Annotated in this window: 11 protein-coding genes, 4 tRNA genes and 1 pseudogene; 5 read left to right on the top strand and 11 right to left on the bottom strand. The window is 60.7% G+C overall.

Annotated features, from left to right (window positions below):
• Window positions 1-24 precede the first annotated feature (24 nt).
• Complete coding sequence (locus tag PG883_RS03250) at window positions 25-1,035, top strand: COX15/CtaA family protein (RefSeq protein ID WP_200164350.1); 1,011 nt, start codon at window positions 25-27, stop codon at window positions 1,033-1,035.
• Window positions 1,032-1,937, top strand: coding sequence for a heme o synthase (cyoE, locus tag PG883_RS03245; protein ID WP_200164351.1), 906 nt, complete (start codon window positions 1,032-1,034; stop codon window positions 1,935-1,937). The genes PG883_RS03250 and cyoE overlap by 4 nt, the downstream gene beginning before the upstream one ends.
• Window positions 1,938-2,063: 126 nt before the next feature.
• Here the strand turns inward: cyoE and PG883_RS03240 are convergent.
• The 3 genes and pseudogenes from PG883_RS03240 to nhaC all read right to left on the bottom strand — a co-directional run.
• Window positions 2,064-2,399: pseudogene (locus PG883_RS03240) on the bottom strand (aldehyde dehydrogenase family protein); the annotation flags it as partial.
• A gap of 227 nt (window positions 2,400-2,626) precedes the next feature.
• A complete protein-coding gene (locus PG883_RS03235; protein WP_270806959.1) occupies window positions 2,627-3,550 on the bottom strand; it encodes a LysR family transcriptional regulator in 924 nt (307 codons plus the stop codon).
• A 105-nt stretch (window positions 3,551-3,655) separates the two neighbouring features.
• On the bottom strand, window positions 3,656-5,065 hold the full coding sequence (nhaC, locus tag PG883_RS03230) for a Na+/H+ antiporter NhaC (protein WP_270806958.1): 1,410 nt from the start codon (window positions 5,063-5,065) through the stop codon (window positions 3,656-3,658).
• 300 nt (window positions 5,066-5,365) lie between these two features.
• Between nhaC and PG883_RS03225 the strand changes: the two genes are divergently transcribed.
• Complete coding sequence (locus PG883_RS03225; RefSeq protein ID WP_010675758.1) at window positions 5,366-5,575, top strand: hypothetical protein; 210 nt, start codon at window positions 5,366-5,368, stop codon at window positions 5,573-5,575.
• Here PG883_RS03225 and PG883_RS03220 read toward each other — a convergent pair.
• The 8 genes from PG883_RS03220 to rsmC form a co-directional block, all read right to left on the bottom strand.
• Entirely contained in the window at window positions 5,572-5,844 is a 273-nt protein-coding gene (locus PG883_RS03220) for a late competence development ComFB family protein (protein WP_029314828.1), read from the bottom strand. The two genes, PG883_RS03225 and PG883_RS03220, sit on opposite strands and share 4 nt — an antisense overlap.
• 100 nt (window positions 5,845-5,944) lie before the next feature.
• Window positions 5,945-6,030: transfer RNA gene (locus tag PG883_RS03215), tRNA-Leu, on the bottom strand.
• A 71-nt stretch (window positions 6,031-6,101) separates the two neighbouring features.
• Window positions 6,102-6,187 (bottom strand) — tRNA-Leu (locus PG883_RS03210).
• 45 nt (window positions 6,188-6,232) lie between these two features.
• Window positions 6,233-6,318 (bottom strand) — tRNA-Leu (locus PG883_RS03205).
• A 55-nt stretch (window positions 6,319-6,373) separates the two neighbouring features.
• Window positions 6,374-6,459 (bottom strand) — tRNA-Leu (locus PG883_RS03200).
• A gap of 116 nt (window positions 6,460-6,575) precedes the next feature.
• Entirely contained in the window at window positions 6,576-8,036 is a 1,461-nt protein-coding gene (glgA, locus tag PG883_RS03195; RefSeq protein WP_104452232.1) for a glycogen synthase GlgA, read from the bottom strand.
• The gene (gene glgC, locus PG883_RS03190) at window positions 8,026-9,243 is read right to left on the bottom strand and encodes a glucose-1-phosphate adenylyltransferase (RefSeq protein WP_010675755.1); all 1,218 of its coding nucleotides are present in this window, start codon (window positions 9,241-9,243) and stop codon (window positions 8,026-8,028) included. The genes glgA and glgC overlap by 11 nt, the downstream gene beginning before the upstream one ends.
• Before the next feature lie 150 nt (window positions 9,244-9,393).
• Complete coding sequence (gene rsmC / locus PG883_RS03185; RefSeq protein ID WP_109111767.1) at window positions 9,394-10,422, bottom strand: 16S rRNA (guanine(1207)-N(2))-methyltransferase RsmC; 1,029 nt, start codon at window positions 10,420-10,422, stop codon at window positions 9,394-9,396.
• Window positions 10,423-10,700: 278 nt separating this feature from the next.
• Between rsmC and dapA the strand changes: the two genes are divergently transcribed.
• Both dapA and PG883_RS03175 read left to right on the top strand, forming a co-directional pair.
• Window positions 10,701-11,573, top strand: a complete 873-nt coding sequence (dapA, locus tag PG883_RS03180) for a 4-hydroxy-tetrahydrodipicolinate synthase (RefSeq protein ID WP_039040606.1) — start codon at window positions 10,701-10,703, stop codon at window positions 11,571-11,573.
• A gap of 95 nt (window positions 11,574-11,668) precedes the next feature.
• Window positions 11,669-13,315 carry a sensor domain-containing diguanylate cyclase gene (locus PG883_RS03175; protein WP_223915035.1) on the top strand — a complete coding sequence of 549 codons (1,647 nt, stop codon included), beginning with the start codon at window positions 11,669-11,671 and terminating at the stop codon, window positions 13,313-13,315.
• The last annotated feature ends 168 nt before the right edge of the window (window positions 13,316-13,483 follow it).

Raw genomic sequence — 13,483 nt, 5'->3', positions numbered from 1 at the left:
ACTGCACGGTCAACGAGGCGGCATATGAAGATGCACAAGAGGCTGGCCTCCGTGGCCATTGCGCTGGCAGTTCTTGTCATCGCGCTCGGTGCTTATACCCGGTTGACGGATGCCGGGCTGGCATGCCCCGATTGGCCAGGTTGCTATGGTTCCCTTGCCATTCCCCGCGCCGAGCATGCGGAACTGGCGGCACAGCGCTATCCGGCCAGCCCGCTTGTTCCTCACAAGGCGCGCAGCGAGATGGTGCATCGCTACTTCGCCGGGGTGCTGGGAGGCGTGATTGTGCTCCTGTCCGGCTTGGGCTGGCGTACAGGCGGCCGACTGCGCCACCTCTCGCTCATCTTGCTGGTGCTGGTTGCGGGTCAGGCGGCACTGGGTATGTGGACGGTGACCCTGGCCCTGCATCCCCTGGTGGTGACCACTCATCTGCTGGGCGGCTTCGCCATCCTGACCTTGCTTTGGCTCTATCGGGCCGAATTGGCAGGTTTCCCTTCACCCCCGCCCGTACACCAGGGCGTTTCCTGGCTTGGCAGCATGGCCTGTGGCGTGTTGCTGCTGCAGATCGCGCTGGGGGGCTGGACGTCGGCGAACTATGCGGCCATGGCGTGTGTGGAGTTTCCCTTGTGCCAGGGCAACTGGCAGGCAGAGCTGAATTGGGCGCAAGCCTTTCATCTCCCTCTGGGGCACGCCAGCTATGAGTTCGGCGTGCTGGGCAAGGAGGCGCGCCAGACCATTCACATCGCCCATCGCCTGGGAGCGCTGACCACGGCCTTGCTGGTGGGGGCTTTCGCCCTCGCGCTGCTCTGCCAGCGGACGCCCCTGAGAGGATTTGGCTGGTTGTTGCTGGGTCTGCTGACCGTGCAGATTGCCTTGGGATTGGCGAACGTCCATCTGGCCCTGCCGCTGGCCAACGCCCTTGCACACAATCTGGTGGCCGCCCACCTGCTGGCCTGTTGTGTGCTGGCGCGCGGGAGCCTCTCTTTGCATCATCACGACCCCTTGGCATCCCCTGGGATGGTCAGGAGCCGGACATGAATGGGAGAGGGCGGGTACAGCGCTTCGCCCTCCGCCGGGTGCACGATTATTGTCAGTTGACCAAACCAAAGGTGGTCGCCCTGCTGCTCCTGACCGCCTGGGTGGGCATGCTGCTGGCCGAGCCGACACGCGCCTCTCTGGACAAGATGATACTGGGCCTGTCGGGGATTGGACTGCTCGCTGCCGGGGCGGCAGCCATGAACCATTCTCTGGATAGCGGCATCGATGCCCGGATGCCAAGAACGCGCTGGCGCCCGGTCGCCACGGGACGGATCACGCCGGGGCAGGCGATGAGTTTCGCGATCTGTCTGGCACTGTCGGGGTTTGTTCTGCTCCATTGGGGCGTAAATCCCCTGACTGCCTGGCTAACCCTGGCCAGCCTGTTCGGCTATGCGGTCGTCTATACCCTGCTGCTGAAGCGGGCCACGCCGCAGAATATCGTCATCGGCGGATTGGCGGGAGCCATGCCACCGCTCTTGGGCTGGACCAGCATCACGGGGCAGCTTTCGGCCGAGCCCTGGCTGCTGGTGATGATCATCTTTACCTGGACGCCGCCCCATTTCTGGTCTTTGGCCATCCACCGGCGCGATGACTATGCCGGTGCCGATATTCCCATGCTGCCCGTCACCCACGGCACCGATTTCACCAAGACCGCCATCCTGCTCTATCTGCTGATCCTGACGCTCGTCTGTCTGCTGCCCTATCTGATCGGTATGTCGGGGCTTGTCTACCTGGTCGGCAGCCTTGGGTTGAACCTCGGATTCTGCTGGCATGGTTGGCTGTTGAAGTACGGGGATCGGCCCGGCCAGGCGATGCGCACCTTCCGTTTCTCCATCTATCACCTGATGTTGCTGTTTGGTCTGCTGATTCTGGATCACCACTGGCTGTGGCGGTTGTCATGACGTTGATGCGGGTCGAGGTCGGGTGAATGGTGACGCTGCGTCGGTGCACAGCAGGGATGCACAGACCTGATGCAAAACAAGATGGCCCCTTGGGGCCATCTTGTTTTCAGGGGGACGGAGTGGAGCCTAGAGCTTGACCATGATATGGCGCGGTACCGTGTAGTCCTCCAGCGCACAGAGGGAGAGATCCTTGCCGTAGCCGGACATCTTCATGCCGCCGTGGGGCATCTCGGAGGTGAGCATGAAGTGGGTGTTGATCCAGGTGCAGCCGTACTGCAGGTGGCTGGCTACCTTGCTGGCAAGGCCGAGATCCCGGGTCCAGACCGAGCTGGCGAGGCCGTAGTCCGAGTCGTTGGCCCACTGCACCACCTGCTCGGCGTCGCTGAAGCGGGTCACCGACACCACCGGGCCAAATACCTCCCGGCGCACAATTTCATCCTCCTGACGGGCATGGGCGATCAGGGCCAGGGTGAGGGGGGTCAGTTTCATCTTGCTCTCCTTGCTGGGGCGGGCACGGTTGTGATGCCACGCTGACAATTAACATCCTGTTAACCAGTCATGAGCGTAGGAGAAGCCGTGAGCAATGAGAATTTCAATTTTTAACGCCAGAGGTATCTTAAAAATTGATATCGAGTGCAGATGAATCTGAATTTCTGCAAGAGACCCCGTGACGGAGCAGGAGGCTCCACTCAGCGGGGAAGGTGCTGGCGGGCCCGCAGCCGGCTTTGATCCCTGGCGATGTCGATGAACTCGCGGGCGGTCCAGTCCAGCCGCGAGCCGCGCCGCCACACCAGGCCGATGTCGATGGCGGGGATCGGCTCCTTGATGGCGCGGGCCTCGACCCGTTCCTGCTCCAGGGACCAGGGGCGGTAGGCAAAATCCGGCAGCAGGGCGAGCCCGAGCTGGCTCGCCACCAAGCTGCGGACCGCTTCCACCGAGGCGGTACGCAGCACGATGCGTGGCGCGATGCCGTAGCGGCGCAGGCCGCCGCCGATGATCTGATCCAGCTGGTCGGCGGTCAGCGAGATCATGGGCTCTTCGCCGAGCGCCTTGAGGGAGAGGGTCGACTCGGCGCAGAGGGGGTGGTTGGCGGCGAGCCAGACCCGCAGCGGCGAGCGGGTCAGCAGCTCGGTATCGAACGCCTCCTGGCGGATGGTGCGGTTGGTCATCAGGATCCCCACGTCCACCTCACCATTGACGATCTGGTGCTCGAGATAGGGCTGCTCATCCTCCTTCACCTCGATCTGCACCGCCGGGAAGGCGCGGCGAAAGCGGCCGAGGGCCTCCGACAGGTAGTAGCCTGCCACCAGCGTGGTTACGCCTATGGTAAGCCGCCCCTGATCCTGCTGGGCTACCGCCTTGAGGGACTGGCTGGCTTCGGTCATGGCGCTTAGGATGCGACGGGCGTGCAGCAGAAACTGGTGGCCCTGGGTGGTGAGGCTGACCCCGCGCGGATTGTGCTCGAACAGGGCGGCGCCGAGCTCGGTCTCCAGCTCGCGGATGGCGCTGGTGACCGCCGACTGGGAGATGTGCAGCTCGGCGGCTGCGCGGCTCACCGAGAAGCTGTCGGCCACCGCCACGAAATAGCGGATCTGGCGAAAGGTGAAGTTCATCTGGGCGTCCTGCCACGTGCGATCAAGGTGAGTGCCAGCTTAACCTCGAATCATACCCAGACAAAAGGCGCCGTGATGGCGCCTTTGTCGTTGTTTTTACGGAAATTAGCGGGCTGTCACCGCCTCTGTGACCGGTACACGGTTCACTCCCTTGCCCAGATAGGCGAGGGTGATGGTCACAATGATGCAGGTGAAGCTGAGCCACATGTAGGGCAGGTAGTCGAGGGTCGCTACCCCGAGGACCCCGGCCATGAAGATGCCGTTGTCGCTCCAGGGCACCATGCCGCAGGTGAGGGTGCCGCCAAACTCGGCGTTGCGAGAGAGGTTCTTGCGCGCAAGCCCCAGCCGGTCGTAGTTCTTGGCCATGATCTTGGGGGTCAGGATCAGCGATACATACATGGCGGAACCGAACACGTTGGCCAGGAAGGCGGTGCCTATGGTGTGGCTGGTCAGGCTGCCGGCGCTGTTGATGCGCTTCTCGAAGGCGCTGGCGATCACTTCCAGGATGCCGACCTTCTCCAGCAGACCGCCGAAGCCCAAGCCGAAGATGATGACGGCCACTGAGCCCAGCATGGACTCCATACCGCCACGGCCCAGGATGTTGTCGATGAAATCGACGCCTGAGGTGATGGCAAAGGGGCTGTAGGCGGAGTGCATCGCCTTCACCGGATCCATGTCCTGGAAAACGATGGCCCAGACAAGACCCAGCAAGGCGCCGAAGCTGATCACCGGGAAGGCGGGCTTGCGGTTGGCCAACAGGCCCAGCACCAGCACCACGGGCACTATGGCCATGGGGGTGATGTTGAACTGTTTGTCGAGGGCGTCCATCACCAGATTGACCTGCTCCAGGCTGACGTTGCCGGAGTACTGCATGCCGACCACGGTGAACAGGGCGGCGGTGATGACGTAGGAGAACAGGCTTATGGGCAGCATCCCCTTGATGTGTTCCATCACGTCGACGTTGGACATGGTCGAGGCCAGCACCACGGAGTCGGAGAGCGGGGAGAGCTTGTCACCGAAGTAGACGCCGGAGAGCACGGCACCGGCTACCAGCGGCGCGGGTACCCCCAGGCTGTGGCCTATGCCCATCATGGCGATGCCGGCGGTGGCCGCCGAGCCCCAGGAGGTGCCGGTGGCCAGCGAGGTGAGAGAGCAGATGATCAGGGTCGCCAGCAGGAAGATGGAGGGGTGTATCACCTTGAGGCCGAAGTAGATGATGCTGGGGACGATGCCGCCGGCAATCCAGGTGCCCACCAGGGCACCGACGGAGAGCAGTATCAGGATGGCCCCCATCCCCTTGGCGACGCCGTCGACTGCCGCCTGCTCCAGGGATTTGTAATCGTGGCCGAGCTTGATGCCGAGTCCCATGATGACGAACCAGGCGATGAACAGTGCCAGCTGGATTGGCAGATCCAGCACGCTGGTGAAGGAGAAGGCCAGGGCCAGGAAAATGGCCAGGCAGGCAAATACTTGCGACATGCCCGGCAATCGGATGTGGTGTTGTTGGTTTTGCATAGACGCTCCCTAAACTCTTGCTCGCCAAGGTCAGCCCCTCTCGTCCTGCGGATGTGTCTATCCCGAGAGGCTTACCAAAAGAGGGCGCAATCTACCATAAAGCGGAGGTGTAAAATCCCTGCTCATTCGGCAAAACAGCTTTAAAATTTTAAAATCCCACAAAATAGTTGATCTAATCGGCATTTTTCACTGTTCAATCGACACCGTTTGATAGCCGGAGATCCATAGGCAAGTTCGATTGCAGATGGCAACACCAAAGATGATAATGGTTATCATTAATATTTTTTCGGACCAATGCCAATGAACTGGATAGCACGCGCTCTGCTCTTGGCCGCCCTTCTGGCGGTGCTGGTCTGGGGTCAGGAGAAGGAATACGGGTTCTGGAGCCTGGGGTTCTTGCTGGCTGCCTGGGTCATGCTGGAACCCAGGCTGAGACCGGTGTTGATCCTGCTGCCGGTTGCGGGAATGACAGGGGTCGTCACTCTGCTCTGGCAGCAGGGCTGGCATTAAGCCTGGCGAGTGGGGACGGCCTGGATCTTGTCGTAGGCCTGGCGCAGGGAGGCGATGACCTTCTTCTCCATCTCGCTGCGTTCGGCGTCTGTCGTGAAGTAGATCATGTCGACATCGTGGCGGATGTAGTGGGAAGGAAGCTGGTTGAGTGTCAGGCAGCAGAGGTCTGCCAGCTGATAGGGGGTCAATGTTCGAGCCAACCCCTGTTTTTCTATCTCCTTGAGCACCAGATGCTCATAGAAGTTGTGAATATCGGTATCCAGGATCATGAGAAAACCCCCGTGGTGGCGCAGCATCTTCAACAGCATAGCCATGGGGCATGAAAACACAAAAGGCCCGTTACTCTCGTAACGGGCCTTTGCAGAATGATGGTGCGAAGAGAGGGACTCGAACCCTCACATCCGTGGGACACTAACACCTGAAGCTAGCGCGTCTACCAATTCCGCCACCTTCGCACACTGATTTTCTCCAGCTGGTTTTTAAATGCGGTTGGAGCGCATTTTCTGTGTTTTACATGCCAGAAGCATGGTGCGAAGAGAGGGACTCGAACCCTCACACCCGGGGGGCACTAACACCTGAAGCTAGCGCGTCTACCAATTCCGCCACCTTCGCACATCGGGTTATCAGTCTGGATTTACATGCTGTCTGACAAAAGCATGGTGCGAAGAGAGGGACTCGAACCCTCACACCCGGGGGGCACTAACACCTGAAGCTAGCGCGTCTACCAATTCCGCCACCTTCGCACATCGGGTTATCAGTCTGAATTTACATGCCGTCTGATAAGAGCATGTTGCAGTATGGTGCGAAGAGAGGGACTCGAACCCTCACATCCGTGGGACACTAACACCTGAAGCTAGCGCGTCTACCAATTCCGCCACCTTCGCATCACTGCGGTGGGGGATTCTATAGAGTTTTGGGGGGGCGTCAACAGCCAAAGGGGACTTTTTTCGCTGTTGACGGATAAAGGCGTGCCAAGGGCACAAAACTTCAGCAATCGGCGTCAGACGGTGGCCAGCGCATCCTGATACATCTGTTCGTACAAGATGACGGAGTCTGCCCAGTCGAAGCGGGTGTTCATGGCGTGGTGCTGCACACGGGCAAAGCGTGCCGGTTCCTGCAGATAATGGAGCAAGCTGCGGCGCATGGCATCGAGCAAGGTGCTGGCAGTGGGATCGTTGAAGCAGAAACCGGTCGCGTGCGCCGGGTCAGCATCCCAGTCCACGACGGTATCTTTCAATCCGCCGACGGCCCGCACCAGGGGCAGGGTGCCATAGGCCAGACTGTACATCTGGTTGAGCCCGCATGGCTCGAACAGAGAAGGCATCAGGAAGAAGTCGGCGCCAGCCTCCACCAGGTGGGCCAGACGGTCGTCATAGGCATTGATGAAGGCAAACTTGTCGGGATGCTGCTGGGCAATGCTTTGCAACTGAGCGGCGAGAGAGGGATCACCGGAACCCACGATCACTACCTGAACCTGGTGCTGCAAGAATTTGTCCAGCGCCGGGATGAGCAGGTGTACACCTTTCTGCTCGGTCAGTCGACACACCATGCCATAGATGGGGAGGTTGCCGACGGGGAGCCCCGTCTCCTGCTGCAGGATGCGCTTGCAGGTGTGTTTGCCATCCAGGTTGTCGGCATCATAGGTGGCGGGCAACAGAGGATCGAAGGCGGGATCCCAGTCCTGATAGTCACAGCCGTTGAGGATGCCACGCAGGTCAGCTGCCCGCTGCTGGAATACGCTGGCCATGCCGTGAGCGCCCAGGTGCGTCAGCAGCTCGCTGGCGTAGTTGGGGCTGACTGCATTGATCTTGTCTGCATAGAGCACACCGCACTTGAGCAGATTGATGTGACCATAGTCGTAGTTGATGCGCTGCTCGTAGTCGTGGATTTCCGGCACGGCCCAGAACTGCTGGCGATCGAACACGCCCTGAAAGGCCGCGTTGTGAATGCTGATGACCGACCGGGTGCGCTGGAAGAAGGGGTTGTGGGCATGACGGGTTTTCAGCAGCAGCGGCAGCAGACCGGTGTGCCAGTCGTTGCAGTGGGCGATGTCGGGAGCGAAACCCAGCTGTTCGCACGCATGCAGGGCCGCCGCGGCCAGAAAGGCAAAGCGTTCACCGTTGTCGGGATAGGCCTGGTTGTTCTCGGCATAAAGCTGGGGGCGGTCGAAATAGTGCGGGCAATCGAGCAGATAGACGCAGATCCCGTCCAGTTCCAGCTGATGGATGCGATAGCTGATATCACTGCGATCCTGGGGGGTGGGGAGCCAGCGCGAGGCGAGGAGGGTGGCCTCGTCCCGGCGCTTGATGGTCTTGTAGAAGGGCATAATGATGCGCACATCGTGCCCCTGACGGGCGAGATGCTGCGGCAGGGCCTTGGCCACATCCGCCAGGCCCCCGGTCTTCACCAGCCCCTCAACCTCCGAGGCTACAAACAGGATTTTCAGTGGGTTAATAGCCAACTCTTGCTCCCTTAGGTACCACGACGATACCGCCTTCGGATACGGTAAACCGCTCTCTGTCATGGTCCAGATTCTCACCGATCACGGTGCCGGGTGCAATTTCAACGTTCTTGTCGATGATGGCGCGGCGAATGGAGCAACCTTCGCCGATTTTCACATCCCCCAGCAGCACGGATTCACTGATGTGGCTGCAGGGGCCTATGTTGCAGCGAAATCCCAGTATGGATCGCTGGATCTGGCTGCCCTGAATGAAGCAGCCACCGGAGATCAGGGAGTTGGCGATCTTGACCTTGCAGTCGTCGGTATCGATGAAGGTGGCGGGGGGCAGGGGCGGGTAATGGGTGTGCAGCGGCCACTTGCGATTGTAGAGAGAGAAGGGGGCATCGTCGGCCACCAGGTCCATGTGCGCCTGCCAGTAAGAGTCGAGCGTCCCCACATCGCGCCAGTAGACATTGGGCTTCTCGCCCGGGATCACGTTGGTGCTGTAGTCGTAGACATAGACGGGGGCACGGGGGAACAGGCTGGGAATGATGTCCTTGCCGAAATCGTGACTGGAGTTCTCCTCGGCGGCATCCCGCTTGAGCTCCCGATAGAGGGCCTCGGTCTCGAAGATGTAGTTGCCCATGGAGACCAGGGCCTGGGTGGGGTCGCCGGGGATGTGTTTCGGGTGACGGGGCTTTTCTTCAAAGCCAATCATGCGCCCTTCCTGATCAACCTCGATCACCCCGAAGGCGCTTGCTTCCTCGATGGGCATGCGCAGGGCAGCGACGGTCAGGGCGGCCGCTTTCTGCTTGTGGAAGCTCACCATCTGGCTCACGTCCATCTTGTAGATGTGATCGGAGCCGAAGATGCAGACGTGCTCGGGGTCGGAGATCTCGATGAAGCGCAGGTTCTGGTAAATGGCGTCTGCGGTGCCGTCATACCAGCGTTTGCCCATTCGCATCTGGGCCGGAATGGGGTCGATGAAGCGATCCGTGATGCCGACGATGTTCCAGCCCTTCTTCATGTGCAGATAAAGGGACTGGGACTTGAACTGGGTGAGTACATAGATGCGCAGGAAGTCGGCGTTGACGAAGTTGTTGAGCACGAAGTCGATCAACCGGTAACTGCCGCCAAAGGGTACGGAGGGTTTGCTGCGGGTGGTGGTCAGCGGTTGCAGTCGGGTACCTTCACCGCCTGCCAGTATCATGGTGAGTATGCCTGCCATCGTCGTTCTCTCCCTGAGATCATGATATTGAAAAGGTTTTCATGTTACTGCGAAAAAAACACCCCTAAAGGGGTGGTAAACGTTCTCTTGGTACCTTAACAGATCCCGTCTGGCACTCTCTACTTGTTTTATTACAACCGTTGCACTTCTTTAAGCTTTGCTCAGATACACCTTGAATTTGGTATCGCCCGCGATCACCTCGGTCTGTTTGAAGTGCGCATCCAGTATAGGCTGGTATCGCAGGAAGGCATTGGCGACTATGGTCAGGGCGCCATTTGCGGTCAGGTACTCAGGAGCCTTTGCCAGGAAGGTTTCGGTGGCGGCGTAGAAGGTCTTGAGCCCGGCATGGAAGGGGGGATTCGAGACAATCTGTTGGAATGTTTCGGCAATGTCGGAATAGACATCGGAGGCATGAACACGCCCGCTCAGACCGTTGACCGCCAGGGTTCGGCGGCTGGACTCCAGTGCCAGGGCATTGATATCCACCATGGTGACGGCCAGGGCCGGGTTGCGCTTGGCCAGCACGGAACCGATGACGCCGGCGCCGCAGCCAAAGTCGAGCAGCTTGCCCGTTACGGGGGGGAGGCTCGCCAGCAGCATCTGGGTGCCGAGATCCAGGCCGTCTGCACTGAAGACCCCGGGCAGGGCCATGACGGTCAGGGTGGTGTCGCCCGCCTGGCACTCATAGCGACTGAACCAGGCATCAAGCTCGAAGGGGACGACCGGTTTGTCGAGCATGCCGTGGTAGAGAGAGCAGCGGCGCGCAGAGTCGCGCTTGATCGGTTTCTCGCCATAAGGTGCCAGCAGCTTGTCTGCCCCGTTGATGCCGCCCCGGTTCTCGCCGGCGAGGAACAGGTCGGCCCCGCTTTCGAGCAGCGGCGTCATCATGGCCAGCAGGTATTGCGCCTCGGCCTTGGCCTTGGGCATCAGCAGCAGCAGGGCATCGAATCGGGGGGCGCCACCCAGCTGGTGATCGAACAGGATGGCGTCTCCCAGAACGGCCTGCTGGCTGCGGTAATAGCAGTAATCCGTGGTGAAGACGGTCAGGCTTTGTGCCAGCTCGGCCAGTTGACGAGGATAATCATCCTCCAGGGCACCGCACACCAACAGCCGCTTGCCGACAAAGAGGGCTTGGTTACGTTCCAGCATCTGGCTGACGGCACTGACAGGACGGCTCATTGGGTCTCTCCACGCATTTTTGGGCGGCCATTATACATGGCCGCTTTCGCCTTGACATTTATGCCGTGTTCCCGAAATATGCCCAGACGCCTTATTTACCCAGAGATGATGCAATGCGGTCATGCGTATCGAAACGAAAGCATAAACACAGCCTGACAATCGGGCCTGCTGGCGTGCGCGCGTAACCTCTCATCCCTGAGACGATTCAAGCCCCGGTAGCGACTCCCGTACCGGGGCTTTTTATTGACCAATCCATCTGTTTAGGAGAAGGAAATCCCATGTTTCAAGGTTCGATAGTTGCCCTGATCACCCCATTTCGACAGGGCCAGCTGGACGAGGCCGCACTGGCTCGCCTGGTTGAGTGGCACATAGAGCAGGGAACCCATGGCATAGTGCCGGTCGGCACGACCGGGGAGAGCCCGACCCTGACCCACGATGAGCATTGCCGCGTAGTGGAGCTGGTGGTCAAGCTGGTGGCCGGGCGCATTCCCGTGATCGCAGGTGCAGGCTCCAACAACCCGGTTGAAGCCATTGAATACACCCGCTATGCCGAGCAGATGGGAGCGGATGCCACCCTGCATGTGGCCGGTTACTACAACCGCCCCAATCAGGAAGGGCTCTACCACCACTTCAAGGCGGTGCACGACGCCACCACCAAACCCATCATCGTCTACAACATTCCGCCCCGCGCCATCGTTGACGTGCAGCCGGCGACCCTGGCCCGTCTGGCCGAGTTGCCGCGCATTGCCGGCGTGAAGGATGCCACCGGTGATCTGGCCCGCCCCTGGGTTGAACGCCAGCTCATCAAGAAGCCGTTTGCCTGGCTCTCCGGTGAAGACGCCACCGCCGTGGCCTACAACATCGGTGGTGGCCAGGGTTGCATCTCGGTGACGGCCAACGTGGCCCCCAAGCTGGTGGCCGAGGTGCAGAACCTGGCGCTGGCCGGTGAGTGGCAAGCTGCCCGCGAATTGCAGGACAAGCTCATTCCGCTGCACCAGGCCATGTTCGCCGAGCCGAGCCCCGCAGGGGCCAAGTATGCGGTCTCCCTGCTGGGTCTGTGCAGCGAAGAGTGCCGTCTGCCGGTGATGCCGCTCTCCGAGGCCACCCGCGAGCGCATCCGCAGTGCCATGCAGGCATTGAATCTGTTGTAAAAACTGGGCTCTGGATCTCGCTTTTGATTGCCCGGTCAATTAATGGCCGGGCTTTGCCGATATACTCGCTTGGATACAACCAAGGATGATTTGGCATGGAAGAATGGGATCCGGAGCACTTCACCAGTTTTGAACATCTCTGTGAAGTGACCTTGTCTGCGGTCAGGGAAAAAACAGAGGCTGAACAGATCTATCTGTGGCTGCGTGCTCCGACGCCCCAGCTCTATCACTATCGCCCGGAACAGGGTCTGCTCTGCCTGAGCGCTGACATCCTCTCTTCCCTCGAGTTGCCCATCCTCTTCATCGAACGTTCCCTTGCGCTCGGCCAGTTGCTGGTGGAGCCCATCGCGCCGACCCGTGCCATCTGGGAGAGGGAGAGCGTCGAACCCGAGATCCCGCGCCTGCGCGCCAGCTTCCCCCTCAAGCGTCACAAGGGGCTGGAGGCCGTGGTCTATCTGGAAACCCGCCGTCGTCTCGATCGCCTGCCAAGACGCCAGCAGCAGAGCATCCAGCTGCTCATGCATTATCTCGCCGCCGAGCTCGAGAGTCGGCGACTCGCGGGACAGGTGGATCTGGAGCGGGATCAGCGGCTCCACACCCAGGCAGACCTCGTGCGCAGCCAGGCCCTGCAGGACTCTTTCCTCAGCATGCTGCAGGCGCTGCATCAGGTGGGGGTCAAGCTCTCCCGCTGCGAGAGTGAGGATCGTCTGCTGCACGACGCGGTGGCACTGGCCCGCCAGGAGTTGCAGTTCGATCGCATCGCCATCTTCCTGACTGACCGTGAATTCAAGACCATGCACGGTACCTGGGGTACCAACGAGGCGGGTGAGCTCATCGACGAGCGCCATTTCATCAGCCCCATTCCGGATCATCCCACGGTGCAGGAGGCGCTGCGTCGCAAGGACTATGTCCTGGTGCTGGAGGACACGCCTCTCTATTACGAGAAGCAGGAGGTGGGTCGCGGCTGGAACGCCATGGTGTCGCTCTGGGACGGGAGTACCCCCATCGGCTGGATCGCCGCCGACAACCTGCTCTGGCGGCGCCCCCTCAAGGCGTATCAGAGCGAGATCTTCAAGCAGTATGCCGCCGTGCTCTCCCAGTTGCTGATCCGCCAGCGCACCCAGGAGAAGCTTGAGCGCTTCAATCGGGAGCTGGAGCTGAGGGTGCAGGAGCGGACCCGGCAACTGGCCGATACCAACCGGGCGCTGGAGGAGGCCAACCGGCGCCTCTCTCTGCTGTCTCTGGAAGATCCCCTGACTGGCATCGCCAACCGCCGCCAATGGGACATTACCATGGAACGGGAGTGGGAGCGGGCTCGCCGCCATCAGGGCGTGCTGGCGGTGCTGATGATCGATGTGGACGAGTTCAAGTCCTACAACGATCACTTCGGCCACGGCAAGGGGGATCAGTGCCTGCAGCGGGTGGCGGCACTGCTGCAGGACACCGAGCGGCGGCGCACCAACCTGGTGGCCCGCTATGGGGGGGAGGAGTTTGTCATCCTGCTGTGTTCACCGCAGCCGGGAGAAGCGGAGCGGCTGGCGGAGCAGATCCACCACGGCCTTGACGCCTTGCAAATTCCCCATCCGGCCTCCCGGGTGGCGGCGACACTCACCGTCAGCATCGGGTTCAGCTATCTGGTCCCGTCATCGGACAAGGAGTGGCAAACCCTGACCGAGCAGGCGGATCAGGCACTCTATCACGCCAAATCCCAAGGGCGGGCCTGTACCCTGGCCTATCGCTGACACCTGCGTGGAGGCTGCCTGCCCGGCATCAGATCCATGCTGATCTGTATACGTGCGGGCTTTCAGATCCACGCCGCCCTGTATAAATGAGGTGGCAAGCGTTTCTCGCCATCTGGCGCATGGCGATGCGCCCGCGCTCTGGCTAGAATGGGGGCCCATTTTTCACAG

It is taken from the genome of Aeromonas sp. QDB25 (genome assembly GCF_027707725.1).
Lineage (GTDB): Bacteria > Pseudomonadota > Gammaproteobacteria > Enterobacterales > Aeromonadaceae > Aeromonas > Aeromonas caviae.
Note: the sequence above shows the minus strand (reverse complement) of the source record. Positions and strands in the feature narration are given on the sequence as shown.

What these genes read in the sequence shown, in the direction of transcription:
- PG883_RS03235 (WP_270806959.1), bottom strand. Translation starts at nt 3,550, where the DNA reads ATGAACTTCACCTTTCGCCAGATCCGCTATTTCGTGGCGGTGGCCGAC.
- PG883_RS03220 (WP_029314828.1), bottom strand. Translation starts at nt 5,844, where the DNA reads ATGATCCTGGATACCGATATTCACAACTTCTATGAGCATCTGGTGCTC.
- PG883_RS03175 (WP_223915035.1), top strand. Translation starts at nt 11,669, where the DNA reads ATGGAAGAATGGGATCCGGAGCACTTCACCAGTTTTGAACATCTCTGT.
- PG883_RS03225 (WP_010675758.1), top strand. Translation starts at nt 5,366, where the DNA reads ATGAACTGGATAGCACGCGCTCTGCTCTTGGCCGCCCTTCTGGCGGTG.
- nhaC (WP_270806958.1), bottom strand. Translation starts at nt 5,065, where the DNA reads ATGCAAAACCAACAACACCACATCCGATTGCCGGGCATGTCGCAAGTA.
- cyoE (WP_200164351.1), top strand. Translation starts at nt 1,032, where the DNA reads ATGAATGGGAGAGGGCGGGTACAGCGCTTCGCCCTCCGCCGGGTGCAC.
- dapA (WP_039040606.1), top strand. Translation starts at nt 10,701, where the DNA reads ATGTTTCAAGGTTCGATAGTTGCCCTGATCACCCCATTTCGACAGGGC.
- glgC (WP_010675755.1), bottom strand. Translation starts at nt 9,243, where the DNA reads ATGGCAGGCATACTCACCATGATACTGGCAGGCGGTGAAGGTACCCGA.
- rsmC (WP_109111767.1), bottom strand. Translation starts at nt 10,422, where the DNA reads ATGAGCCGTCCTGTCAGTGCCGTCAGCCAGATGCTGGAACGTAACCAA.
- PG883_RS03250 (WP_200164350.1), top strand. Translation starts at nt 25, where the DNA reads ATGAAGATGCACAAGAGGCTGGCCTCCGTGGCCATTGCGCTGGCAGTT.